Origin of the sequence: Flavisolibacter tropicus (genome assembly GCF_001644645.1) — a bacterium.
Lineage (GTDB): Bacteria > Bacteroidota > Bacteroidia > Chitinophagales > Chitinophagaceae > Flavisolibacter > Flavisolibacter tropicus.
Genome location: NZ_CP011390.1, coordinates 4,060,531 through 4,084,331 on the forward strand (window position 1 = coordinate 4,060,531; position 23,801 = coordinate 4,084,331).

The 23,801-nt window shown below is 42.9% G+C and carries 23 protein-coding genes; 6 read left to right on the forward strand and 17 right to left on the reverse strand.

Annotated elements, in window-relative coordinates:
- Window positions 1-37 precede the first annotated feature (37 nt).
- Complete coding sequence (locus SY85_RS17330; RefSeq protein WP_066406131.1) at window positions 38-733, reverse strand: YjjG family noncanonical pyrimidine nucleotidase; 696 nt, start codon at window positions 731-733, stop codon at window positions 38-40.
- Between the two features lie 181 nt (window positions 734-914).
- Between SY85_RS17330 and SY85_RS17335 the strand changes: the two genes are divergently transcribed.
- Together SY85_RS17335 and SY85_RS17340 are read left to right on the forward strand one after the other, a co-directional pair.
- The gene (locus tag SY85_RS17335; protein ID WP_066406132.1) at window positions 915-1,613 is read left to right on the forward strand and encodes an SDR family oxidoreductase; all 699 of its coding nucleotides are present in this window, start codon (window positions 915-917) and stop codon (window positions 1,611-1,613) included.
- A gap of 66 nt (window positions 1,614-1,679) precedes the next feature.
- Entirely contained in the window at window positions 1,680-2,042 is a 363-nt protein-coding gene (locus SY85_RS17340; protein WP_066406133.1) for a four helix bundle protein, read from the forward strand.
- 44 nt (window positions 2,043-2,086) lie between these two features.
- On the opposite strand, the gene SY85_RS17345 is transcribed toward SY85_RS17340, so the two are convergent.
- The 4 genes from SY85_RS17345 to SY85_RS17360 form a co-directional block, all read right to left on the reverse strand.
- The gene (locus SY85_RS17345; protein ID WP_066406134.1) at window positions 2,087-2,788 is read right to left on the reverse strand and encodes a response regulator transcription factor; all 702 of its coding nucleotides are present in this window, start codon (window positions 2,786-2,788) and stop codon (window positions 2,087-2,089) included.
- Window positions 2,785-3,771: a sensor histidine kinase gene (locus SY85_RS17350; RefSeq protein ID WP_066406135.1), complete on the reverse strand. Its 987-nt coding sequence runs from the start codon at window positions 3,769-3,771 to the stop codon at window positions 2,785-2,787. The genes SY85_RS17345 and SY85_RS17350 overlap by 4 nt, the downstream gene beginning before the upstream one ends.
- Window positions 3,772-3,773: 2 nt before the next feature.
- Window positions 3,774-4,274, reverse strand: coding sequence for a gliding motility lipoprotein GldH (locus SY85_RS17355; protein ID WP_066406136.1), 501 nt, complete (start codon window positions 4,272-4,274; stop codon window positions 3,774-3,776).
- Between the two features lie 61 nt (window positions 4,275-4,335).
- Entirely contained in the window at window positions 4,336-5,211 is an 876-nt protein-coding gene (locus tag SY85_RS17360) for a YicC/YloC family endoribonuclease (protein WP_193408745.1), read from the reverse strand.
- A 384-nt stretch (window positions 5,212-5,595) separates the two neighbouring features.
- Between SY85_RS17360 and SY85_RS17365 the strand changes: the two genes are divergently transcribed.
- On the forward strand, window positions 5,596-6,540 hold the full coding sequence (locus SY85_RS17365) for a UDP-3-O-(3-hydroxymyristoyl)glucosamine N-acyltransferase (protein WP_066406138.1): 945 nt from the start codon (window positions 5,596-5,598) through the stop codon (window positions 6,538-6,540).
- Window positions 6,541-7,703: 1,163 nt separating this feature from the next.
- On the opposite strand, the gene SY85_RS17370 is transcribed toward SY85_RS17365, so the two are convergent.
- From SY85_RS17370 to SY85_RS17380, 3 genes are all read right to left on the reverse strand, one after another.
- Window positions 7,704-8,777 carry a carboxypeptidase-like regulatory domain-containing protein gene (locus tag SY85_RS17370; RefSeq protein WP_066406139.1) on the reverse strand — a complete coding sequence of 358 codons (1,074 nt, stop codon included), beginning with the start codon at window positions 8,775-8,777 and terminating at the stop codon, window positions 7,704-7,706.
- Window positions 8,778-8,922: 145 nt separating this feature from the next.
- Entirely contained in the window at window positions 8,923-9,969 is a 1,047-nt protein-coding gene (locus SY85_RS17375; protein ID WP_099459395.1) for an NAD-dependent epimerase/dehydratase family protein, read from the reverse strand.
- Between the two features lie 70 nt (window positions 9,970-10,039).
- Window positions 10,040-10,897, reverse strand: a complete 858-nt coding sequence (locus SY85_RS17380; RefSeq protein WP_066406140.1) for a 3-hydroxyacyl-CoA dehydrogenase NAD-binding domain-containing protein — start codon at window positions 10,895-10,897, stop codon at window positions 10,040-10,042.
- A 224-nt stretch (window positions 10,898-11,121) separates the two neighbouring features.
- On the opposite strand from SY85_RS17380, the gene SY85_RS17390 reads away from it, so the two are divergent.
- Complete coding sequence (locus SY85_RS17390) at window positions 11,122-11,322, forward strand: hypothetical protein (RefSeq protein WP_066406142.1); 201 nt, start codon at window positions 11,122-11,124, stop codon at window positions 11,320-11,322.
- A 112-nt stretch (window positions 11,323-11,434) separates the two neighbouring features.
- On the opposite strand, the gene pheS is transcribed toward SY85_RS17390, so the two are convergent.
- The 5 genes from pheS to SY85_RS17415 all read right to left on the reverse strand — a co-directional run bounded on the left by pheS (window position 11,435) and on the right by SY85_RS17415 (window position 18,158).
- The gene (gene pheS, locus SY85_RS17395; RefSeq protein ID WP_082886550.1) at window positions 11,435-12,466 is read right to left on the reverse strand and encodes a phenylalanine--tRNA ligase subunit alpha; all 1,032 of its coding nucleotides are present in this window, start codon (window positions 12,464-12,466) and stop codon (window positions 11,435-11,437) included.
- An 847-nt stretch (window positions 12,467-13,313) separates the two neighbouring features.
- Complete coding sequence (locus SY85_RS17400) at window positions 13,314-14,891, reverse strand: DHA2 family efflux MFS transporter permease subunit (protein WP_066406143.1); 1,578 nt, start codon at window positions 14,889-14,891, stop codon at window positions 13,314-13,316.
- Between the two features lie 151 nt (window positions 14,892-15,042).
- The gene (locus tag SY85_RS17405) at window positions 15,043-16,170 is read right to left on the reverse strand and encodes an HlyD family secretion protein (RefSeq protein ID WP_066406144.1); all 1,128 of its coding nucleotides are present in this window, start codon (window positions 16,168-16,170) and stop codon (window positions 15,043-15,045) included.
- Window positions 16,171-16,204: 34 nt separating this feature from the next.
- Window positions 16,205-17,539, reverse strand: coding sequence for a TolC family protein (locus SY85_RS17410; protein ID WP_066406145.1), 1,335 nt, complete (start codon window positions 17,537-17,539; stop codon window positions 16,205-16,207).
- On the reverse strand, window positions 17,529-18,158 hold the full coding sequence (locus SY85_RS17415) for a TetR/AcrR family transcriptional regulator (RefSeq protein ID WP_066406146.1): 630 nt from the start codon (window positions 18,156-18,158) through the stop codon (window positions 17,529-17,531). Before SY85_RS17415 ends, SY85_RS17410 begins: the two co-directional genes overlap by 11 nt.
- Before the next feature lie 146 nt (window positions 18,159-18,304).
- On the opposite strand from SY85_RS17415, the gene SY85_RS17420 reads away from it, so the two are divergent.
- Window positions 18,305-19,735, forward strand: a complete 1,431-nt coding sequence (locus SY85_RS17420; RefSeq protein WP_066406147.1) for an MATE family efflux transporter — start codon at window positions 18,305-18,307, stop codon at window positions 19,733-19,735.
- A 152-nt stretch (window positions 19,736-19,887) separates the two neighbouring features.
- Here SY85_RS17420 and SY85_RS17425 read toward each other — a convergent pair whose 3' ends face one another.
- The 4 genes from SY85_RS17425 to SY85_RS17440 all read right to left on the reverse strand — a co-directional run bounded on the left by SY85_RS17425 (window position 19,888) and on the right by SY85_RS17440 (window position 22,428).
- Window positions 19,888-20,436, reverse strand: a complete 549-nt coding sequence (locus tag SY85_RS17425) for a hypothetical protein (protein WP_066406148.1) — start codon at window positions 20,434-20,436, stop codon at window positions 19,888-19,890.
- A complete protein-coding gene (locus tag SY85_RS17430) occupies window positions 20,433-21,080 on the reverse strand; it encodes an HD domain-containing protein (RefSeq protein WP_226999104.1) in 648 nt (215 codons plus the stop codon). Before SY85_RS17430 ends, SY85_RS17425 begins: the two co-directional genes overlap by 4 nt.
- Window positions 21,058-21,732 (reverse strand): GNAT family N-acetyltransferase, encoded by a 675-nt coding sequence (locus SY85_RS17435; protein WP_066406150.1) that lies wholly within the window; start codon window positions 21,730-21,732, stop codon window positions 21,058-21,060. Before SY85_RS17435 ends, SY85_RS17430 begins: the two co-directional genes overlap by 23 nt.
- Before the next feature lie 237 nt (window positions 21,733-21,969).
- Entirely contained in the window at window positions 21,970-22,428 is a 459-nt protein-coding gene (locus SY85_RS17440; RefSeq protein WP_066406151.1) for a GNAT family N-acetyltransferase, read from the reverse strand.
- A 174-nt stretch (window positions 22,429-22,602) separates the two neighbouring features.
- Between SY85_RS17440 and pncB the strand changes: the two genes are divergently transcribed.
- Window positions 22,603-23,787, forward strand: coding sequence for a nicotinate phosphoribosyltransferase (gene pncB, locus SY85_RS17445; protein ID WP_066406152.1), 1,185 nt, complete (start codon window positions 22,603-22,605; stop codon window positions 23,785-23,787).
- Window positions 23,788-23,801 lie beyond the last annotated feature (14 nt).

The window sequence follows — 23,801 nt, forward strand, 5'->3', positions numbered from 1 at the left end:
TGAATTAAAAAGCCCCGCTTCAGAGCGGGGCTTTTGCTTATAGAATATCTTTTAGTTCTTTTAAGGCATAGACGGTGTAAGTGGGTTTGATATGTTGGTCTATGCGGTTGAAATTAACGTGTATTTGATCCATACCTACGTTCATAGCACCAAGTATATCTATATCCAGTGCGTCGCCAATCATAATGCTTTCCTTTACAGAGGCACCTGCTTTTCCTAAAGCATATTCAAAGATTTCCTTTTCTGGTTTTAGGCAGTTACTGCCTTCCGATGTAATGACTTCTTTAAAAAAGACATCAAGGCCACAGCTGCTTAACTTGCTGTATTGCGTTTTTACAAAACCATTGGTGATCAAGTGTAGATGATAGCCTTTCTCTGTCAGGTATTGTAATACTTCAATAGTATCGGGGAAGATTATCGTTCGTGTGGGAAGGAGTTGGACAAATGTCTCTCCCATTTCACGGGCCAGTTCTTCGTCGCCAATTTTAAAATCCAGCAGCGCTAATCGCATACGCTTCAAACGAAGCTCGTCTTGCCGGATCTGGCCTTTGCGGTAACGCTCCCACAGCCGTTCATTGTGTGCCAGGTAGTTGGTGTGAAAGAGTTCAAAGTCGTGCACGCCTCTTTCAGCAAGATTCAGATCTTGGTGCATTTGGTGCAGGGTAGCACGTGCATTCGCATCAAAGTCCCACAAGGTATGATCGAGATCAAAGAATATGTGTTTGTACTTCATAAAGGGCGGTAAAGTTAAGCAATGAGTAAGGAAGAGATCGTTAAAAGGCTACACGCTGCAAGCTATACGCTATACGCATTTAGACTATCTGCGTGCAGTGTGAAGCGTATAGCGTGCAGCTATACTTAAGATGCTTGACTACTCTTTCCCCCTTAGCTTTGTAATAAACAAACCATAACAAATGAATGCGATCATCACTGGCGCTTCTCGAGGAATAGGATTGGAAGTAGCAAAGATCTTTGCCCTGCATGGCTATAATTTATACCTGTCGGCCCGTAATGAAGAAAAGTTATTACAGACAGTAGAAGAACTAAAAACACAGTTTCCACATGTGACCATTGATACGAAAGCATTTGACTTAGGCAACAAACAACAGGCGCAGCTATTTGGTGAGTGGGTAGTGAATAGTGTTGATACCATTGATGTATTGGTTAATAATGCCGGCACCTTTATTCCGGGTAACATTTCAGACGAGCCGGATGGCGCACTGGAAAAGATGCTGGAGGTAAATCTTTTTAGCGCTTACCATGTTACGCGTTCGGTATTGCCTAAGATGATGGCTCAAAAGACTGGCCATATCTTTACGATCTGCTCAATTGCAGCCTTGCACGCCTATCCCAACGGAGGCGCTTATAGTATCAGCAAGTTTGCTTTACTAGGGTTTACCAAAAACCTGCGTCAGGAACTCATGCCACACAACATCAAGGTCACAGCTATTATCCCTGGTGCAGTGTATACCGACTCCTGGAAAGGTTTTGTAGAACCCGAGCGTATCATGCAGCCGGAAGATATTGCAACGCTTATTTATACCACCAGTCGCTTATCGATACAGGCCAATGTAGATGAACTGCTCATTCGGCCATTGTCGGGCGACTTGTAAAGTCATTAGTCAGTAAGTCATTGGTCATTAGGTTTTAGCTCAGTTCGTACTCCTAAACCGTAAACTATGATACCTCTTAATGAATTGGTAGTTTATAAAACAGCTATGGAAATAGGGGAGGTTGCTTGGAAGTTGACAGAAGAATGGACGCAGTTTCAAAGAGATACATTAGGAAAGCAAATAGTTAGAGCTGCTGATTCTATAGCTCTTAATATCGCCGAAGGTTATGGCCGGTTCTCCTATAAAGAAAACAAACAGTTTTGCTATTATAGCAGAGGGTCAGCATTTGAGACATTTAGTGGTCTAAACAAAGCTTATGACAGAAAGTTAATTTCTGAAGAAAACTATGTTTCTCTAAAAGTTAAGTTTGAGCAGTTCTTTAAACTGTTGAATGCCTACATCAAATCAATAGGAAATGGGGGCACTTAATTAAGTGACTAATGACTTATTGACTCAATGACTTATGACTATCCCTACTCCGCATATTTGTAACCCACACCTCTAACCGAATGGAAGTGTTTGGGGTTGCGGCTATCTTCTTCAAAGTACTTGCGGAAGTTGAGAATAAAGTTGTCGATAGTGCGGGTGGTAGGGTATACGTTATAACCCCATACGGCTTGCAGGATCTTTTCGCGAGGTACTACCTCGTTTTTGTTTTCAATCAGCAGCTTTAGCAGCATTATTTCTTTTTTGCTCAGGTCAATCTTTTCGCCTTTAGACGTAGTAGCTTGCTGGGCCTTAAAGTTGACGGTGTGGCCACCGAATGTATAAGTGTCGCCAACGGTAGAGCGATCCTGAAGTCGCTTATTCTTATTAATTAGTTTTTCTACGCGCAGTAATAACTCTTCCAGGTTGAAGGGTTTGGTTAAGTAATCATCTGCCCCCTTTTTCAAACCCAGCACACGATCTTCACTATTATTCTTGGCACTTAAAATCAGTATGGGCACTTCCGTGTGGGTTAGCCGAATGGTTTGGATAACTGAAATGCCATCTATTTCTGGCAGCATGATATCCATGATGATCAGATCGAAATATTCTTCCTGGACGGCTTTCAGGGCAGCAGCACCATCGAAGGCTGAAGTAATGGAGTATCCTTCCAGATCCAGATTTAGTTTCAGGGCTTCGTGTAGATTTTCTTCGTCTTCAACTAATAGAATAGAGGGCTTTGTGCTCATGCGGTAAAAGTTACAATAAAGGTACTACCCTGCGGCACATTATCTACAACTTTGATATCGCCTCCATGGCTTTGTGCAATCTTTTTACAAATGTATAAGCCTAAGCCTGTGCCCTTGGTGCGGCGTGTTTGTTCATTGCCCACACGGTAAAACTTCTCAAAGATCATTTTCTTCTCTTCGTCTGATATGCCTATGCCTTCATCGCTTACTTCGAGCACGATCTTATGGTCTTTTGTATGCAGGCTACACGTGATGTTGGTTTGCTTTCCGGAGTACTTATTGGCGTTCTCCAGCAAGTTGCTCACAAGCAGTTTTAAAAGCAGCGGATCGCCATAAATATGAATGCCTGCATCTATGTTTTCTATTACTTGTTTATCCGCATAGCGGTGTTTTAAATCTTCTGTAAGCTGCCGGGTTATTTCCGATAAGCTAACAGCTTCTTTGTGGGCTTTATAACCGTCATGGTCAAGTTGAGAAGAGATCAGGATGTTATTAATTAATGTATCCAGGCGTAGTGTTTCCTGTAAGGTTTTATCTAAAAGTTTTCGTTGGCGTTCTTCGTCTAACTTATGCTTTTGAATGGTCTCCAGGCTTAAGCGTGCCACCGCCAAAGGAGTCTTCAGTTCATGGGTGATGGCCATGGCAAAATTTTGCTGCTGGAGTTGTAGTTGGAATTGCTTGCGCACCAGCCGGTAGATATAAACGGCACCAAAAAGAATAAGTAATAAAAATGTAGCACCTTCTAAAAGGTATTTGGCCGAGTTCCGATTGCGCGAGCTTTCAATTGCTCCCCACTGCTTTAAGGCTACTGCTTTTGTGACAGGGTTAGTGGTATCAACTTGTGCTTGTTGCAGATCGTGTATAGCATGACTTTGTTGTTCTAAAGAAATAAGCCACCATACCAGAGCAGCAATGATATAACAAAGGAGTACCCAAAAGACAATAGTTGCACGCCGTAATTGTTTTTGGGTGGGCGAGGTCATGGTTAAGGTGTTTTTTTCTCGATGCGGAAGCCGATGTTTAAAACGTTTTGCAAGGGCTCTTCTCTCATTACATGTTCCAGGCTGAAGGTATATATACCAGCCTTTTTAAAATAGAACTGTTGGTTAACTGGGGTTAGGGCAATGCGGTGCTCATAGAGGTCGTCCATGCCGGTACCTAGCCAGCCCTTTTCGTTAGTGGCCAAAGGGAGTTCGTATTGCGCTTTTGATACTGTTCCATCGGGCGACTTCGTATGCAAGTTCACCCAAATATTATTGTAGTTATACTTTTCATTGTGGCGAAGGATAACATATAATTGATAAGGAACAGTAGTATCTTTTATTTCAAAGGAAAAAGTGGGGCGGAAAGAATTCTTCCACTCATGGTCTGGTATCGAAACGACTTTTTCGTACAGGTTAATCCGGGTACAAGAAGATATCCATACACTGCCTGCTAACAACAATAGGCCAATAAAAAATCGAAAAGTTCTTGATGATCCAAACATGATACAAATCTAAAACGGAATAACGAATACAGGTTAGTCTTACAATCAGGTAGCTCTCAGGTTACAGTACGTTCAATACCTGCTCTTTTGCTTTTTCCAATTCATCTTTCATCAATACAACACAACGTTGAATGGACGCATCGTATGCTTTAGCCCCAGTGGTATTTATTTCTCTTCCGATCTCCTGCAGAATAAAAGAAAGCTTTTTACCTTTTGATTCTTCACCTTCCTCTAGCACGCTTGTAAAATACTCACAGTGATTTTTTAGTCGCACCTGTTCTTCAGTGATATCTATTTTTTCAATGTAGTAGATGAGCTCTTGTTCCAGGCGGTTGCTATCGTAGTTTTCTTTACCTACATTTTCTTCTAACAGCTTAGTGATGTTTTCACGAATCTTTAGTTGGCGTTGTGGCTCCAACGAAATAACGGTTTGTTGTTGTTGTAAGATGTTGGCGATACGCAATTCCAGATCTTTCTTTAGTACTTGTCCTTCATTCAGGCGATGCTGGTTGAGGTCTTCAATAGCCGCCTTGATTAACTCTTCAAACTGGTTCCACTCATCGTCGGTTAATGTTTCACTGCTAGGTGTGATCACTTCCGGCAACTTGATAATAGTACTTAGTAAATCGCCTGTCTCTAAGTGCAACTCTGCTGCAAGTTGTTGTAGGGGTTTGTAATATGCCCTTGCTAAATCAGTGTTGATCGTAACAGGTTTTGCATTGCCTGTTTCTTTGAGGTTGATCATGCAGTCTACAGAGCCGCGACCCAATCCTTCTGATAATGTTTTTCGAATATTAAATTCAAAAGGCTTTAAGAAGGCCGGCATTTTTAAGTTCAATTCAAACTGCTTTCCGTTCAGCGATTTGATATCTATTAAAAAAGTTTTATCACCAACAGCTTGTTCTGTTCTACCAAAGCCCGTCATTGATTTGAGCATGCAAAGAAGTTTTAGAGATGCGTAAAGGTATTTGAAATCTTGCTTTAAACCTGCATGGGCAAAGCGTTTTGAAAAAAACAAAAGCCCCGCATTTCTGCGAGGCTAATATGTATATGGGTTAGTAAGTACAGGAAATAAAAATTTCCTTACACAATATTAAAAAGATTTTTTTCGAACTAGAAAATTTTACTCCACTTTTTATTCACATTTTTTTCTTTCTCTAAAAAATTGAGTATATCATTCTTGATGAATTGCATCGTTTTTGATGAACCTTCTCGGTGACGATTATTCACTGAAGATAAGATCGTGTTGCCTTTGATCTTTGCAAGATCTTAATAAAATGCATGTGCTTTCACTGCTACCTTTGCTTATCAAAAATTTACTATGCGCTTTGAACGTCCTGTGCCGCTTACAGAAATAGCTAGCCTAATAGGTGCTACTATTATTGGAAATAAAAATAGTGCTGCTACTGGTATCAACGAAATCCATAAAGTAGAAGAAGGCGATTTGGTTTTTGTTGATCATCCGAAGTATTATCAAAAGTGTATTGACTCTGCGGCTACTTTTATTATCATTAATCAGCCCACAGATTTTCCTTCGCATAAAGCTTTGTTGTTAGTAGAACAACCATTTGAAGCGTATCAAAAAATTGTACAACACTTCCGTCCTTTTATGCCATCCATGAAGAACGTAAGTGACAGCGCAATAATAGGAGAGCAGACAGTGATCATGCCCGGAGCCTATGTTGGTAACCATGTAACTATTGGTAACAACTGTATCATCTATCCCAACGTGGTGATCATGGATCATTGCATTATTGGTGATAACTGTATTATACAAGCAGGCACCATAATTGGCTCGGATGCTTTTTATTATAATAAGAAAACAAACCGCCCAGTGCATTATAAGAAAATGCTGAGCTGCGGGCGTGTGGTTATTGAGAACGATGTAGAAATAGGAGCGGGTTGTACTATTGATAGAGGTGTGAGTGGTGATACGTTGATTGGGGCGGGAACAAAGATGGATAACCTGGTGCATATTGGTCATGATACAGTAGTAGGAAAAAATTGTTTGTTTGCTGCACAAGTTGGAATCGCAGGTGCTACCACATTAGAAGATAATGTCATCCTATGGGGGCAAGTGGGGGTAAGTAAAACATTAACCATTGGCGCGGGAGCTGAGGTGTATGCACAAAGTGGTGTGCCAGCCAGCTTAGACGGCGGTAAAAAATATTTTGGTTCCCCGGTACAGGAAGCAGCTGTTAAGATGAAAGAGATTGTATGGATCAAACGTATTCCGGAGCTATGGAAAAAAGTAACGGGTGAATAATACAGCCATCCTTTTTTAGCTAAATAATTATAACGATACACTCAAGTGTCAATTCGCTAGACTGCTTCAATACTCTATTCTTTTTTATAGAAGCAGCAGTAGTAGACAAAAGAATCCGGAAGGACATGTTCTTGCTATTGCGTATACTTTCTTTTCAGAAAGGGTTTTTCGTTTTTCTTTTCTCCTAAAAGAGATTTGTGTATCTGTTTATTGATGAGCTTATAAGTAAGCAGATCGATGCGAACAGCGTAAAGTCCATTAAGCGAATGCCGTAGTTATTAAATAGAATAGTTATTGGGTAGGAAAGGTAAAAAGCATTGCAGGGTTCCAATTAGGATCGGCCATTTTTAATGGGGTATCCTTTCTAAAGCCAGAAAAGAACTCCTTCTTACTAAATATCCTCTCGCCAAAGGGCATCTCAAGCCTTAGTGTAGTACAATGGTTTTTTTAGAGCATCAGTTATACTTCTAATATGTACCTAAGGGAAGCCCTTAGTGACTCAAGAAAGCCCGGGCGAAAGCTTTTAATTCTGTTGGAGTCGGAGTATCTATGCTTATCCAATTTTTTGAAAGACCAGATATTCAATTTCCGAAAAACCATTATGTCCTAAATCCTATGAAAAGGCGACCATTCCATTCCGTCCAAACAATGGATTGAGCCCCGCTTCTGCGGGGCTTTTTATTGCGCTAAACCGTTATTTGGTATAGTACGTTGAACGAAACTTTATCAGCCTTTACCGACAGAAAAAAAGCCTTTGGCTACAGTGCGTTTTTTAACTCAAAATCAGATCTCAACTTTGCATCTTCTAGAAAAACACCAACCAATGCAAAAACTCTTTTCTTCTGATGCGCTGCGCAACGCTATTCGTGTACTGGCTTTAGTAATCATGCTTTTTGTGCTTGTGAATCTGTTTGGGTAAAAGCCCTACCCGGCCTCCCCGAAGGGGAGGAGACCGGCCCCGAAGGGGGAGAACACCGTCGCACAGAGGCCTGCTTAACTACGATACTTTCATTTTGCAATGAAATCAATAAACAAAAAAGCACTCTTTTAGTGGAGTGCTTTTGTTATGTAGAATAAGATTATACTGACAGAATTCCTTTCACGGTTGACGTCTCACGTTTCACAATTGCAGTCCTCCCTTCGGGAGGATTTAGGAGGGCCGCTTACTTCGGCTTGTAATCATAAGGCAATTGATCGGCGAGATTTTTCCAGCTCCAATAACCTTGGTTGATCCAGCTGCGCTGATCCAGGAAATAGCCATTCTCTTTTATTAAAATAGCATCCTTTAAATCCACGTAAGAGATCTGAACCGGTACATCTAAGGGTAGCTTCATTTGCTGCAGGTATTCCTGTTCTGGTTTGACCTTGGTATAAGTAACGCTAATGCGGTTAGGATACCACATTTCTATATCTCCGGTGGAGTCATCCACTAAATAAAAGCTGGTGTCGTAAGGATTGGCCAAGCGGTTGAACTTGTTAGGGTCATTTTGAGAAAGCATATCAATGGTAAAACCTTCCTGCTTAATGGTGCTATCGTAATAGGCATGTAAAAAATGCAGGCGGGAACCTTTATAGGTAGCCAGGCGTGTGGCCTCCCAGGCCTTTTGCTGCGCAGAATCTCCTTCCATTGGAAGATAAAAACAGTTGCCGCGATAGGTGTTAACATCCGTTTTATAATGATAGACAAACGAGTCCAGTGTATACTGGAGCGTGTAGCCTAGCGCGTTGTTAGTAATACGTAATGGTTCGGTAGCCATTACCTTCAAACGGTCTGTACGCTTGTAATAAAAAAACTTCAGGGCCTCTGGGTTTTGTAAAACAGTTTGGGCAGCATTAGGGGTAGTGCCGATAAAATGCTGAATAAAAAAGCTACCATACTTTTCCCAGCCGTCTGCTACTTCACTGGTACTTTTAATCACTACTTCACCCAGGCTTTTATCTTCTTTCTTTAACTCAATATCAAAGTTCTTATCGGCTGATGCGTCTACCGTAATACGCTCACTATTATAACCCGTAAAGGAGATGACCAGTTCGTATCCTCCGCGGGAAATAGAAAGTTTAAAACTGCCATCTGCCTTTGTAACAGCACCAATGGTAGTATTTTGAGCAAAGACGGAAGCACCTTCCAGTGGCTGCTTAGTTTCGGAATCCAGTACACGACCAGTAATAGTACTTTGCGCAAAGGCAACGATTGTAAACAAAAGCGCTGCAGCAGTAGAGAGAAGTTGTTTTTGCATAGAGATTGGTTAAGATCGAACCTGGTTCGATGAATTGACTGAAGTCATATATCAGACTACAAAAGTGTGACCTTGAAGTTGAACCTTTTCTAGAATAAAACTTTTGTAGTCTTCTTATCCTTCCGAATAAAGATACTAAAGCTTCTTACGACAAGTATCCTTTGGCCATTGCTTCCTTATATTTTTCACACGAGTTTTGGATTACGGTATCCAATGGTGTGAATTGAAAGCCAGGTAAGGCCTCCAATAAGGCTGAATTATTAAAGCGGGTTTTGCTGTGTGCTACGCGGGCCGATTCTTTAGTGAGTAGGGGCTGTCCGTCGGCAAAAAGGTATTTAAGCTTTTCTAATCGCCAGGCCAACTCGCCTAAGAAAGGAGTGGCTTTACGATAAGGCTTTCGCTTTTTAAAATGGATAGCTATTGTGTTGAACAATTCCTGGAAACTCCAGTTGTCTGCATTCACAATAAACCGTTTCTCTATAATATCTGTATTTAATAAAGCAACAACCGCCGCAGCTACATCTTCTACACCCACAAAGCCATTAACGCCTTCAGTATACCAAGGGAACTCTTTGTAAACATTTTTAAAGATGGCACTGCTGGAGTGATGCCAATCGCTATAGCCTAAGATGGTGCTGGGGTTAATGATCACGCCCGGTAACCCTTCAGCAAAACCACGCCATACTTCCAATTCAGCTTGATGTTTGGTAATGGCATAGTGTGTATTGTTAGTAGAAGGCTGCCATTTTTTTTCTTCAGTAACTTCTTCGTTGTGTGAGGTTCTGCCAAGCGCGGCTACAGAACTCACATGCACAAAGCGGTCAATATTATTTTCCAGGGCTACATTCACCACATTTTCGGTGCCTTCGATATTGGTCTGGTACATTACGCCGCGCTGCTTGCGATTAAATGAAACTACCGCAGCTGCATGAATGACCTTGTTGACGCCCTGCATGGCATCGTGCAAGGAAACGACATCCATCACATCGCCCTCTATCCATTCTACTTTTTCCCAAATGGAAGAGGGAATGAAAAATGGTGTTTTAACAGAGCGGCGTAAGGCACGAACAGGAATGTCTTGTTCTACAAGGTGTTTAATAATATATGCTCCTAAAAAGCCAGTGCCGCCTGTGACTAAAACCATGCCCCCAACCCCTAAAGGGGAGTTATTGTTGTGCGAAGTATCTTCCATTGATTTGTGCTGAATTCAATTTAACGATTTATAGAAAGCGATCTAGCTGTTCTGAAATATATACTCCCCTTTAGGGGTTGGGGGTATATTTATAGTAGCCCTTTCCTGTTTTTTTACCTAGCTCGCCTTTTTCTACTTTTTCTTTTTGAATGTAAGAAGGTTTCAGGCGCTCGGGTTGGTTTAATTGGTCGTACACGGAGCAACTTACTGCATAGTTAATATCGTTGCCAATCAAATCCATTAATTTGAAAGGTCCCATTTTAAATCCTTTGCTTTCTAAAAGTTGGTCAATGGTGGCCAGATCAACCTGACCTTCTTCCGCTAAGCGCAAGGCTTCAATATAATAAGGGCGGGCAACGCGGTTTACAATAAAGCCAGGAGCATCTTTACATACTACGGGTGTTTTGCCCAGACGTTTGGTAAAATCAACCAACGTAGTAATAACAGCATCATCGGTTTGTTCTCCTTTTACCACTTCTACCAACTTCATTAAAAACGCCGGGTTAAAGAAGTGAAGACCAGCAATTCGCTCTGGGCCTTTAACACCTTTGGCAATGGCTGTAATAGAAAGCGATGATGTATTGGAAGCAATGATGGTGTGCGGAGCATTGATGGCAGCCAGTTGGTTAAACAGGTTCACCTTCACCTCCACTTTTTCTACGATGGCTTCAATGACAATATCAGCAATGCAATCTTGAAGCTGACTGGTAAATGTGATGCGACCTAATGTAGCTTCTTTATCTGCGGCTGAAAGCTTGCCTTTTTCTACAGCGGTTTGCAGGTTGGCTGCGATACTGCTCTTTGCTTTTTCCAGTACCGTTTCATTCAGCTCGTAAAGAATGGTGGTAAAACCAGCCGTAGCTGCTACTTGTGCAATGCCGCTACCCATAGTGCCGGCGCCACAAACAGCAATGGTTTGAATTGTCATAAGCGCAAAGGTAACCGCAGATGGTCATGATTAATGACGGATTATCAGGATTATTGCCAGATCGGTTTTAAGCAGGGAAGAGAAAAGGAAGTAGTTTGGGTTGGTATTACAATCTTTCCATCTCGTCACAAGGAAATTTGTCAACAGATGTTGATTTGCATAACAGGAAAGACAATGTATAAGCTGGACTCATTTTTGCAACAGCTAGCAACAACAAGTTTGATATGAAACAGAAATTCCCCCTTCCGCTTGTAGTCGGTGTTCTGTCTGCATTGGGTGCCGGCTTAGCGTTATTGTTTGTAACCCGGAAAAAAAGTAAGCACATAGCAGAACGCCCGCCACGGAAGGCGCCTCAACTACATATTGAAAACCCTGGCACACAGGATGAATTTCCTAAGCCACCTATGGAGTCAGAAATTGGCTAGACATGTTGCTGAGAAAAGTGCATCTACTGTAAAAGTTTATTGCAAAGCGTAGTATTACCCCAAATAAAAAAGACACTCCGCAGAGTGTCTTTTAATGTATTGATGAAAGGCTTTAGACCGCCCCTTGGAATTGTCGTAAGAAACGAATATCGTTTTCACTAAATAAGCGCAGGTCGTTAATGCCATAGAGCAGCATAGTGATCCGTTCGATACCCATACCAAACGCATAGCCCGTATATTTCTCGCTATCAATTCCACAATTCTCCAACACCTTAGGGTGTACCATGCCACAACCCAGTATCTCTACCCAGCCGGTGTGCTTACATACACGGCAACCTTTACCTCCGCAGATAAAACAGCTTACATCCATTTCTGCACTAGGCTCAGTGAATGGGAAGTAAGAAGGACGGAAGCGCACTTTTACATCTTTGCCAAACAATTCCTGTACAAAGAAGTAAAGGGTTTGTTTCAGATCGGCAAAGGATACATGCTCGTCAATATAAAGACCTTCTACCTGGTGAAAGAAACAGTGCGCGCGTGCTGAGATCGTTTCATTGCGGTACACACGGCCCGGACAAATAACACGGATCGGTAATTGACCTTTTTCCATTTCCCGGATCTGTACGTTTGATGTATGCGTACGAAGTAGCCAATCTGGATTCTGGTGAATATAGAAGGTGTCCTGCATATCGCGGGCAGGATGGTTCTCCGGCAGGTTCAGTGCGGTGAAGTTGTGCCAGTCGTCTTCTATTTCCGGACCGTCGGCCACAGCAAAACCAAGACGGTTAAAAATGTCAATGATCCGCTTACGCACCGTGTTGATGGGGTGGCGGGTACCAAACTGCGTGGGGTTGCCCGGCAGTGATAGATCTATTTGGCTAACTGTAGCAGCTTCGCTACTTACAGTTGTTTCTTTTGCAGTATTGTATTTTTCTTCAGCAAACTGTTTAAAGTCGTTTAATACCTGGCCAAACTCCTTACGTTTATCGCCCGGCACGTTTTTCATTTCTCCAAACAAGCCCTTTACCAAACCCTTTGTTCCCAAATACTTGATACGGTATTCTTCCAGTTGTTGGGCATTGGTAATCGGATAGGTGGCAATCTCCTGACGATACGCCTCCAGTTGACTTAACAATTCTTCCATGCTGCAAAGGTAACCGCCGCGGACGAAATAGCCGTTTTCATATTTATACCTATTTACGTTAGCCCTGTGTATAGTCGATGACGGCTGGCAGCTGGGAGTTGTCAGTCTGTAACAGGTTGCAGTTCAATACTGTTCGGAAGGCTTTGAGCTTGGCTTGGGCGTGGAGACTCCGCTTGTGATAAGAAGTGATTAGTTTTCTATTGCAAGTGGTCTTGCACGATTTATCTTTTCCCCTTTTTTTCTTGATAAAAAAAGGGGAGCAAAAAATCAATCCCGCATGTGCGGGACCGCCAATGCGCCTCCGGCTGCCGGGCCACCCACGCACAGCCACACTCCAACATTTTGATCAGTGTCTAGGATGGGTGGGTCATTTTCCGCGTACCCTTCCCAACGGTGGGTATAGGGAACAAGAAAGGTAGATAGCGCTGCTAGGCGGAAATACTGCAGGCGCTGTATATTCTGCCCGCCTCTGATTGTACAGTGAGTGTTTAAGTACGGGGCACAATATAAGGCGCTGGACCACCCAAAGAAAATGGCTGATTTCTGAATTTGGGATTTTGCGTATGGGGTTTGAAGGGGTGCATTTAAGGTGGGTTTTGTTTTATGGGACGAGGGAGGGGAACCCTTATAAGGGCTGTGAGTAGCAATTAAAATATTTGAACACTTGAAGGCGTTGTCAACTCAATAAGCCCACCTTTATTGAAAACAGTGTTATGCTACTTTCTGGATTTAAAATTTGTTTAGCAATACGAATGGATAAGGAGGTGCGGCTAGTTAGTTATGCAAAACCCAAATAAAAAGCCCGCATCTAGATAGATGCGGGCTGTAACTATAATCATAGAACTTTTTAGTGCATAGCTTCAGAAAGGTCTACTTTCTTGCCTTTGTTTCCTTTAACCATTAGTACAAAGGGAATACAAAGCAGGAACAATACACCCAGGTATAGGAAGGCTTCCATGTAGGAAAGTACGGCGGCTTGCTTCATCACGGAATAATCCAGCATTTGATAACCTGCCTTCAAGGCATCGTTAGCAGCCTTGCCCTTGGCCATAAACATGTGCTGCAAGCCTGCTATGCGGTTTTGTACATCAGGGTCATTGACATCGAGCTTTGATACCAGGTCACTGCGATGCACCATGTTGCGATGCGCAAGGAAGGTGGTTACACCGGCCACACCAAAAGAACCACCCAATTGGCGCATCATACCGGTAAAGGCAGCACCCTGGCCAATTTGCTGGCCTTTCAAGGAAGAGAGTGCCAACGTGGTTACCGGGATGAACAACATTGCCATACCGATACCCCGCACAAGCAGCATCCAGAAGAAAGCTTCTTTGGAGGTGTCGGGTGTCATGATCTTATAGCCCCAAAAGCTATAAATGAAGAACATGAGCATACCGCCCGCTACCAGGAACTGCTGCTTTACGCCTTTCTGGATCATGCGGCCAATAAAGGGCATCATAAAGGCTGTCATCAACGCGGCGGGTACCAGCAGCATTCCCGATTGTTGCGCTGTCCAGCCCAAGCTGGCCTGGGTATACAAGGGTATGATAAACGTAGAGCCGTAAAGACCCACACCCATGATAAAGGATAATATTGTACCCACCCTTAGGTTCCCATTCTTCAATACGCGCAATTCTACAATAGGGTTGCGGAACGTTAGTTCACGCCAGATAAAGAAGAACAGACCAAATACCGCTGTAATAGTAGTAATGATAATAGAGGTGTTATTAAACCAGTCTTCTTCCTGCCCTCTTTCCAATACGTATTGTAGGGAGCCTACGGCCACGGCTAAGAATAAAATACCAAACCAGTCAATATCGCGGGGGGCTGTTTTTTCCGCATACTTAGGGCTGCGTACAAATTGCAGTGTTAACAAGGTAGCTATTATACCTAATGGTATATTGATGTAAAAGATATAAGGCCAAGAGTGATTAACCACAATATATCCACCCAGCGGAGGACCTAATGTAGGACCTACAATTACACCTAGGCCATAGATAGCTTGTGCCATACCGCGCTTTTCTGGTGGGTAGCTTTCGGTGATAATGGTTTGTGAGGTAACCAATAAGGCACCGCCTCCAAGGCCTTGCAAGAATCGGAATAACACCAGCTCCCAGATACCAGTTGCATTGCCACATAAAAACGAACAGATGGTAAATATGACAATGGATGCGGCAAAGTAATTTCGGCGGCCAAACTGCTGGGAGAGCCAGCTGGTCATGGGTACAATAATAACGTTACCAATGGCGTAGGCGGTAACTACCCAACCTACTTCCGCCATAGTAGCGCCAAGGTTCCCCCGCATATCATTCAGCGCCACGTTCACGATAGTAGTATCTACTATCTCCAGCAACGCACAGATAATGGCCGTAACCGTAATAATCACGCGGCGGGAACCATATTCAACTAAAGATTGTTGTTGCATAAATATTTTAATCGTTTACACGGTAATCCATTTTCACTATAATAGGACGTATAAAGTTGATAGTTGACGGATGACAGTTGACTGCGTTCTACTATCAACTTTCATCTGTTATCCGTCATCGTATAAACGTACCGAATAGCTTAAATTGGTATTAGTCTAAGTTCACATCTACATACACGTTCATACCAGCTCTTAGATGTTTCACATCCGGATCATTAGGATTGTTGAATTCAACACGAACAGGTACACGCTGTACTACCTTTACGAAGTTGCCGGTAGCATTATCCGGGGGCAGTAGGGCAAAGCTGGAACCCGTAGCACCGGCGAAAGAAGAAACCTTGGCTTCAAACTCTTTTCCTGGGTAAGCATCCACGTGGATGGTTACTTTTTGCCCTTCTCTCATTTTGTTCAGCTGTGTTTCTTTAAAGTTGGCTACCACCCACAAGTCGTTATTTAAAACAACACTAAACAGAGACTGGCCGGCTTGTATAAATTGGCCAGACTGCACATTTACTTTTGATATAACACCATCAGCAGGAGCCGTAATAACGGCATAGGATAAGTGCAATTTAGCATCATCCACATCAGCCTGGCGTTGCTTGATAACAGCGCTGGCTACACCAATCTGAGAACCGGTAGCATTGCTTTGCGTAGCTACTGCATTGGTTTGCGTAGCTGCCTGAAGCTTTTGCTGTTGCAGGATCTCTACCTGGCGCTCTGCGGCCTGCTTGGCGGCCAAAGCCTGCTCATATTGTTGCTGTGTAACAGAGTGATCCTTGATCAGGTTTTCATAACGCTGAAAATCCTGTGTGGTGCGCCAAACATTTACTTTAGCTGCTTCGATCTGCGCATCTACTGTAGATACAGAAGCTCTGGAAGTAGAGATATTAGCGGTTGCTGCTGAAGTAGAGGCTTTTGCTGCTTGCAGGTTGCTTTCGGCCGTTGCTAAAGCTGCTTCCGCTTGCTCTAATTTGATCACCAGGTCACGATCGTCCAATACAATTAAAGTATCGCCTTTCTTTACGCGTTGGTTATCGGTTACACGTACATCTGCTATATAACCAGAAACGCGGGGAATAACAGGGCTGATATTAGCAGCTACCTGTGCATCATCTGTTTCTTCGTGGTGCTGGGCGTGTGTGTATTTGCTGATACCAAACCAGCCACCGCCAACTATTAATAAAATAAGAATAATTAAAAAGACCTTGCTCTTTTTCTTAGGTGCACTTTCTTCATTTACGGTAGTAGTAGTGCGTTGTTCTTTTACTTGCTGTTCCATAATTCGTTTACTATTGCTGTTGAGAAATGGTTGTTTATTGATTGGTTAAAAGACCTGCTGATTGCAGCAGTTTGTTATAGGCTACAACGGCATCGGATTGGGCAAAAGCGTAGTTCATACGCGCTTGTAACTGGGCTACATCAGCATCCAGCAAGTCAGTAACAGTAGCCAGACCATTGTTGTATTTGTTATTAATGATCTTGTAGTTTTCTGTAGCCTGTGCCATAGCTGTAGTATATACATCGATCTTTTTCTGGCTGGACAAATAGGTTTGATAAGCTTGGTTTACCTGTAGGCGAATAGCATCGTTCAGCATGCCTTCACCAATTACCAATTGCTTTTCACGCGCTTTGGCCTGGTCTACTTTTGCTTTATTCTTCCATAGGGTAGAAAGACTGTATTGTACACCTACGCCTACGTTCATTGCATTCGGCACCGCCAGTACGCCAGGAACATCCAGTGCCACATAACCACCTGTTAAGGCCAGACTGGGTAGTTTTTCAGCAGCAGCTGCTTTTACACCTACCTGGGCTGCTTTTTTACGATAGTTCATTGCTTCCAGGTCTTTACGATTTTGTAAGCCTTGCTGTACATAATCTTCAATAGACTTTAAAGTAGGCGTAGCTGTTATACTAGCAGAGTCTACGGTCAACTCTGTATTTTCTGGCAGCCCTAACATCAGGTTCATGTTGATCATAGACAGCTTCCAGTTGTTCTGTGCATCTAATAATGCTAATTCTGTATTGGAGGCCTGCAGTTCTGCTTTTAAATAATCGTTACGGGCCAGCAAACCGTTCTTTTCCAGGCTGGAAAACTGCTTTACACGCGCACGTGCTTGTCCCAGGCTTTCTTCTACCAGCGATACGGCCGCTTTGGCTTTGTATAAATTGTTGTAGGCATCAATGGTGTTAAGCACCACTTCTTCACGGTTGTTATCGGCATCCAGCTCAATTGCTTTCTCTAAGTATTTGGCAGATTCGATACCATATTTAATACGGCCACCGGAAAACACGGGTAGCGAAGCATTGACCATACCATACATGGCCTGGTTAGGCTTAGCCATAGCTGCACCACTACCACCACCAGAGCTGCTGGGTTTGCTTTTTAATGCTACGCTGGGTTGGTTCAGTCGCAGGTAGGAGCCGGACGCATTAACGTCTGGTAAACGACGATCGGTGGCTTCTCTAACTGCAGCAACGGCCTCTTCAATGCGCGCTTGATTTGTTTTTAATTCTTTGTTGCTGGCCAGGCTTAAGTTAATTGCTTCCTGCAGCGATAATGTTTTCTTTTCTTGCGCATATAGGGAACTGTTTCCCCAAATGCAGATGAAAGAAATCATTGTCAGGAGCTTCCATAATCTATGCTTCATAATTCAGGATTGCTTTGTATAAATTTTTTATGTGGTTACTAGCTTTTTCTTTCAGTAGTTTGTCAAAGGCTTCTTCCGAAAGCGCTTCCAAACCGTGAAACTTTTTGTAGATGGCCTTATTTAAAAGGGCCTGCATGGCAATGCCGGTGAGGGTATTTGTAAGCAACACAATATCTACGCCTTTTTTAAACAGCTTCTTTTTTTGCCCATCCTTAATGATCAGTTCCATGAACGCAAGGTTCTTTTGCTTGAGTTCGTTTAACAGCTCCGTTATAAGGGTATTCTTTTCCAGGATCTGCTCATGCAGCATGATTTTAAAGAAGCGCTGCTTTTCCTTTACCCGTTCTACATAGTCATCAATAACATAGCATAGTTTGTCCCATGGATTCAGTGATTCATTCTGGATGAGGTTTTCGTAGCGCAGGGCCATGTGTTGTGTACGCTCTTCAAAAAGCGATTGCATTAATTTCTCCTTTGATCCGAAATAGTAAGAGATCATGGCAATGTTTACTTGGGCTGCCTCTGCAATATCCCGGATAGAAGTTCCGTCAAACCCTTTGCAAGCGAACAGCTTTTCAGCTGTACTTAAAATATGTATTTGCTTGTCATTCAGATTCATGATGCAAAATTAAACAATCGTTTAATTTAAACAAACGTTTAATTGAACTTGTTAAGGGATTTAACATTTTGTAAATACTGTAAGACCCAACAGTACGATAGGGCAGTTGGTCTTGAATTTGAATAGAATAGGCGGGAAGTTTTACAATGGCAGAATCAATTAACCGGAAGGAGTTATTAGAAGGACCTATAATCAGCTCATTGTTGAAATTGGCGATACCGTTAGTGCTGGCCAATATTTTACAGTCGGCCTATCAGCTCATCGATGCCTTTTGGGTAGGGCGGCTGGGTGGCGATGCCGTGGCAGCCGTTTCAGTTACTACCCCGGTTGTATTTTTATTTATAGCCCTGGGTTTTGGATTGGCGATAGCTGGTTCTACCCTGATTGCCCAGTATGTAGGCGCTGGCAATTTTTCCATGGTGAACCATGTAGCTGCACAAACCACCCTAATGGTAATGCTGGTCTCTTTGCTACTGGCTTCTATTGGTTACTTTTTTACGCCCAACCTGTTACACCTGATTGGTGTGGCGCCAGAAGTATACCGTGGTGCTGTAGGCTTTATGCGGGTAACCTTTATGGGACTTCCTTTTAATTTCTTTTTTATCGTATTTCAGTCCTTTATGCGCAGCACCGGGCATGCTAAAGTGCCGGTTTATATCGTATCGGGCACGGTGGTGCTCAATTTCTTGCTGGATCCACTATTCATCTTCGGCTGGGGGCCTATACCCGCCATGGGTGTAATGGGTGCAGCGTTAGCCACTTTTATTACACAGGTCATTGCCGCACTGATAGGCCTTTTACTGCTTTTTCGTGGACGATACGGGATACATTTAAAACGCAAAAACTTTGCACCCGACTGGGCCTATATTAAACGGGCTTTTTTATTAGGCTTTCCGGCTTCTATTGAGCAGTCCATGCGGGGATTGGGGCTGATTGTAATGACCTTTTTGATCACCAGTTTTGGTACCCTTACCCTGGCCGCTTATGGGGTGGGATCAAGTGTGCTGCAGGTAGTAATGATTCCGGCTATGGGGCTCTCCATGGCTATATCCACGTTAGTAGGACAAAACATTGGCGCTGGCAATATAGAACGAGCGGCTAAGATTGGCAGCTTAGGAACAACACTGGGTTTTTGGGTACTTACCGGCTTTGGTATTTTGGCCTTTTTGTTAGCGCCTCATCTTATTCGCTTTTTTGTTCCGGAAGACCCGAATGTTATAGCCGCCGGTGCTGAATTCTTACGCACAATGTCCTGGGCCTGGGGCTTTATTGCCATTCAGTTTTGTTTGACGGGTGTCTTCCGAGCGTCGGGCAATATGTTTCTATCCATGATCATAGCCTTGGTTTCACAATGGGTGCTGCAGTTTCCGCTGGCTTATGTACTATCGCGACATTCGCCCTTAGGTACGCAAGGATTGTGGTGGGCCTTTCCGGTTACCAATTTGATTACGGCATTAATTACATGGGTGATCTTTAGGAAAGGTGATTGGAAAAAGAAACGACTCACGGATGAAGATGAAGTTTTGACAAGGCAAATAGCAGGTGAAATCATTGCAGAAGAAGGAATCCGTCAGTGATGGTAATAGTAGGAATTGGGAATTTGTGATTTGGAATTTGGTTTAGCAAGGTCTAGATATTCCATATCTCGTCAAGAGACATCAAGAAAAGAAGCTGCTTTTTAAGATATGGAATATCTACAGTCTTTATGAGCGGTTAAACGTCGTCTATATTAAGAAAGGCCTATGCGCTGCTTAAAAAATCCTAGTAATTGCTGCAATAGTATAAAGGAAAGTAAGCCTAGTAGAACACCTGCCACCAAGCCGACGCCCCCGCCCATCCACAAGGTAGTGGTGTGCGACAAGTGAAGATTAAATAAGTAATTGGTCAAGTAGAGCAGTGATATGCCTAGGCCAATACCTCCAATACTGAAGGTGGAAACAACAAAGGTTTTAAAACCAGAAGTAAACGATCTTCTGTTTAATCCAACAAAAACAGAAGAAGACAAAATGCCTAACAATACAAAGCTAAACAACAGTAATAATAGAGTTATTGTAAGAATACTTCCTATTCCTATACATACACACACCAGGCTAATGCCAATAAGTGCCATAAACAAAAGGCCGGGTGCAAAGTCATCATCAGCAGTGTTATCTTCCTTTTGCCAGGAAGCTGAAGTGGCAGTTGTATCGCGATGTGAAGAATCAGGAAGCTGGCTCATACCATTGAAAGCTGCAAGCAGTGTCAGTAAAAATATAGATAAGAATACAAGCGTTTTCATTGCAGTTGTTTTAGTTCAGCCGATAAGTTTAGTCGGGCTTGATTTTCAAAGCGTTCATAAAAATAAGTGGTCTTAAAGATTTGCTCCATTTGCAAAAAGTGCTGGAGAACCTTGGCCCGTCCTTTTTTGTAAAGAAAGTCTGGGTACACCGCGTACTCTTTTCTAATGTTGGCCGCGTACTGTACATACGCGTCTTGACTACTTCCCAGCATTGATAGATCGGCATCTGTAAAAAGGTTGGTGTCATTTTCTGTGCTCAACTGATGCCCCTTGGTGGCTAGAATCTGCGAATAGCAAGTAGCTGATTTGTGCAAAGGATAGGAGAGTGCCTTTAATCGATTTACGGCTAACTCAGCACTTTGTTCCTCGTTGTCTTGCCGTAGTGGATTATAAACAACATCGTGGTAGAAAAGAGAAAACAAAACAGTGTCCCAATCAGCTATCAGGTCTTTGCAATTCAATAATTGTTGCAACAGTTGCTCCAGGTGTGTAAGCGAATGATAGTAGCGTTTCTTTCCTGTATAATGCCCTTCAATTTCTTGCCACAATTGGCTGGCTAAATGTGTATCGGTAGTATAACCTTGAAGCAGTTGTAAAAAATAGTCTTGTAGCATGCAGTAATCATTGGGTCTTAGAATATCCATCTGTTCCGTTGGCCTCTTCCGGAATAACAGCCGTAGTATAAAGCGTATACAATTGCCATCCCAGGGATTCATACAAGGCCTTTCCATCGGGTGTAGCCACCAGCACGCCTTTTGTTCCACCTTGCTCAAATCCTATTGTTTCCAAGGCCTTCATAATTGTACTGCCAAGCCCACGGTGGCGGTGCGCTGGGTGTGTTTCGATGCGGTCATAAATAATAAAGTCATTTACAAGAGCCACCCGGCCAATAGCCGCTATTTCACCATCTTCTGAAATGACTTTGGCAATGGGAACAGGTATGTTTTTTTCTAATTCAAGTCGATACCCTTTGGGCAAGCCCGCTTTAGTGCTGGACATCGGTTTGAAACATGTCATCATAAAGCGAAGTGGCTGTATGCGCCAACGGGCTGGTAAAAGCGTTTCAACAGCTTCAGGTGGTGCACAGACTTTTAAAAAATGCCAGGGCTCAGAAATCGTTTCTGCTAATTGCTGAAAAGTATTAGAAAGGTGAGGGAAAACATAACGTACACGCTGCTGCGGCCATCCTACATCTACCCGCCATCCATCTTTCTCTTTTACGGGAAGAGATACTTCGCGCGCCAGCGACCAGCCCTTGGCCCAGGTTTCTACTATATGTGGATCAACCCAATTCATGTTTCACGTTTCTTGTTTCAAGTCTCATGTTTCTGTACTCATTATTCACCATTCATCACAACATGTATAAAGTTATAACGCGCTCACGTCTCACGTTTGACGGTTCACGATTATTTACCTCTCACCATTTGATTAATAACTTCCTACCTGTGGACTGTCGTCTGTTGACCGGGGACTCTCCTCACGGCTGTTTGGCTTGTAGCATGTAGCTTGAAGCGTGCAGCTCTCTTTCACCACTCACCCTCTCTCCAGCTCCTTCTCCATACACAAACTCATTTCTACACCGGCGTATTGCCCATAATTAGGAATAATATGATACCCGGCTTTCTCATACAACCGAATGGCTTCTGGTTGTTTCTTGCCGGTTTCTAAAATGCAGCTGTTATAACCGAGTTCTTGTGCCCATCGCTCCAATTCAGATAATACTTGTAGTGCAATACCTTTGCCTCGATAAAGCGGTGCTACAAACATGCGTTTTACCTCTGCTACCTGTGGCGTATATTCTTTAATAGCACCACAGCCTATGGCTTGCTCACCGTCATACACCACCACCACGTGGCGAATTTTAGTAAGCTTGTTGAACTGGTCAAAGAAAGCCTGTTCCTCACCATATCGTTGTTGCAGATCTTTATCCAGTTGAACAACTAAACTTCTAAAATCGTTGTGATCTGAATCTGTTCTAAAAACAGTGGCCATAATATATTCTTTAACACCAGATGGTAAACCCAATGCATAAACGAAAAAAAATCTTGCTAAGTGTTGGTATATTGAAACATGAAGATACAGCCTCTGGAAATGACAAGAGCTGATTTAAATAGCAACCATTTTAATTGTCTATCCATACAAGCCTAAGAGTGCGTAACTTCGTGAATGCACCCTTCAATTGCTATACTTCCTTCTATACTGGATAATGACTTTTATAAGTTTACCATGCAGCAATGCGTTGTAAAGTTGTTTCCTCGGGCACGGGCTCGCTACCAATTTATTAACCGCGGTAAGCATGCATTCCCGGAGGGCTTTGCAGACGCCTTGCAAGAGTCGGTTAATGCCATGGCTCAGCTAAAGCTTTCTAAAAAAGAAAAACAATTTTTTGCCGATACCTGTCCTTATTTAGATCCGGTTTATTTGGATTTTCTCCAAGGCTATCGTTATGATCCCCATGAAGTAAAGATTGTTCAGGATGGCGATAGTTTATCAGTGCATGTAGAAGGACTTTGGTATCGTACCATTTTATGGGAGGTGCCCCTGCTTTGTTTGATTTCTGAGAACTACTACCGCTTGCGGGATGAGCAGCGTATAAATGATGCAGCGGTGAAACAGATTACCAAAGAAAAGATGCAGCGGTATAATGAGTTGGGTGCTACCATCGCTGAATTCGGAACCCGTCGGCGTCATTCCTTTGAGGTACACCAAGTGGTAGTAGAAACCTTAAAGCAAAATGCAGGGAAGGGTTTTGTTGGAACCAGCAATGTATACCTGGCCATGCTGAATGATACCAAACCTATTGGCACACATGCACATGAATGGTTTATGTTTCATGCTGCCAAATATGGCTTTAAGATGGCAAATATTATGGCCCTGGAACATTGGGTAGATGTGTTTCGTGGAGACTTGGGAATAGCTTTATCTGATACCTATACCACTGACGAATTCTTTGAAAGCTTTGATAAGAAATTTGCCAAGCTGTTTGATGGTGTACGTCACGACAGTGGCGATCCTTTGGAGTTTGCCAATAAGACCATCCGTCATTACCAGCATTTTGGTATTGATCCCTTATCCAAGACCATCATCTTCTCAGATGCATTGGACTACAATAAAGTAAAGCGTATTACAGAACATTGCAAAGGAAAGATCGGTCACTCGTTTGGCATTGGTACCAACTTCACGAATGATGTTGGCTTGACACCCATGAACATTGTAATGAAAATGACGGAAGCTTTTCCTGAAGGGCAGGAGTGGACACCGGTAGTAAAGTTGTCGGATGAAAGAGGAAAATATACCGGGGAGCCGGAAACGATTGATCTGGCTAAACGCATACTCAACATCCACGTATAAATAGTAATCTCATA

Bases quoted from the DNA above. Each gene is read 5' to 3' on its own strand.
- pncB (WP_066406152.1), top strand. From the start codon at position 22,603: ATGCACCCTTCAATTGCTATACTTCCTTCTATACTGGATAATGACTTT.
- SY85_RS17415 (WP_066406146.1), bottom strand. From the start codon at position 18,158: ATGAATCTGAATGACAAGCAAATACATATTTTAAGTACAGCTGAAAAG.
- SY85_RS17420 (WP_066406147.1), top strand. From the start codon at position 18,305: ATGGCAGAATCAATTAACCGGAAGGAGTTATTAGAAGGACCTATAATC.
- SY85_RS17370 (WP_066406139.1), bottom strand. From the start codon at position 8,777: ATGCAAAAACAACTTCTCTCTACTGCTGCAGCGCTTTTGTTTACAATC.
- SY85_RS17365 (WP_066406138.1), top strand. From the start codon at position 5,596: ATGCGCTTTGAACGTCCTGTGCCGCTTACAGAAATAGCTAGCCTAATA.
- SY85_RS17355 (WP_066406136.1), bottom strand. From the start codon at position 4,274: ATGTTTGGATCATCAAGAACTTTTCGATTTTTTATTGGCCTATTGTTG.
- SY85_RS17345 (WP_066406134.1), bottom strand. From the start codon at position 2,788: ATGAGCACAAAGCCCTCTATTCTATTAGTTGAAGACGAAGAAAATCTA.
- SY85_RS17430 (WP_226999104.1), bottom strand. From the start codon at position 21,080: ATGGATATTCTAAGACCCAATGATTACTGCATGCTACAAGACTATTTT.
- SY85_RS17380 (WP_066406140.1), bottom strand. From the start codon at position 10,897: ATGACAATTCAAACCATTGCTGTTTGTGGCGCCGGCACTATGGGTAGC.
- pheS (WP_082886550.1), bottom strand. From the start codon at position 12,466: ATGGAAGAATTGTTAAGTCAACTGGAGGCGTATCGTCAGGAGATTGCC.
- SY85_RS17350 (WP_066406135.1), bottom strand. From the start codon at position 3,771: ATGACCTCGCCCACCCAAAAACAATTACGGCGTGCAACTATTGTCTTT.
- SY85_RS17410 (WP_066406145.1), bottom strand. From the start codon at position 17,539: ATGAAGCATAGATTATGGAAGCTCCTGACAATGATTTCTTTCATCTGC.
- SY85_RS17335 (WP_066406132.1), top strand. From the start codon at position 915: ATGAATGCGATCATCACTGGCGCTTCTCGAGGAATAGGATTGGAAGTA.
- SY85_RS17360 (WP_193408745.1), bottom strand. From the start codon at position 5,211: ATGCTCAAATCAATGACGGGCTTTGGTAGAACAGAACAAGCTGTTGGT.
- SY85_RS17330 (WP_066406131.1), bottom strand. From the start codon at position 733: ATGAAGTACAAACACATATTCTTTGATCTCGATCATACCTTGTGGGAC.
- SY85_RS17405 (WP_066406144.1), bottom strand. From the start codon at position 16,170: ATGGAACAGCAAGTAAAAGAACAACGCACTACTACTACCGTAAATGAA.
- SY85_RS17400 (WP_066406143.1), bottom strand. From the start codon at position 14,891: ATGCAACAACAATCTTTAGTTGAATATGGTTCCCGCCGCGTGATTATT.
- SY85_RS17375 (WP_099459395.1), bottom strand. From the start codon at position 9,969: ATGGAAGATACTTCGCACAACAATAACTCCCCTTTAGGGGTTGGGGGC.
- SY85_RS17340 (WP_066406133.1), top strand. From the start codon at position 1,680: ATGATACCTCTTAATGAATTGGTAGTTTATAAAACAGCTATGGAAATA.
- SY85_RS17440 (WP_066406151.1), bottom strand. From the start codon at position 22,428: ATGGCCACTGTTTTTAGAACAGATTCAGATCACAACGATTTTAGAAGT.
- SY85_RS17390 (WP_066406142.1), top strand. From the start codon at position 11,122: ATGAAACAGAAATTCCCCCTTCCGCTTGTAGTCGGTGTTCTGTCTGCA.
- SY85_RS17435 (WP_066406150.1), bottom strand. From the start codon at position 21,732: ATGAATTGGGTTGATCCACATATAGTAGAAACCTGGGCCAAGGGCTGG.
- SY85_RS17425 (WP_066406148.1), bottom strand. From the start codon at position 20,436: ATGAAAACGCTTGTATTCTTATCTATATTTTTACTGACACTGCTTGCA.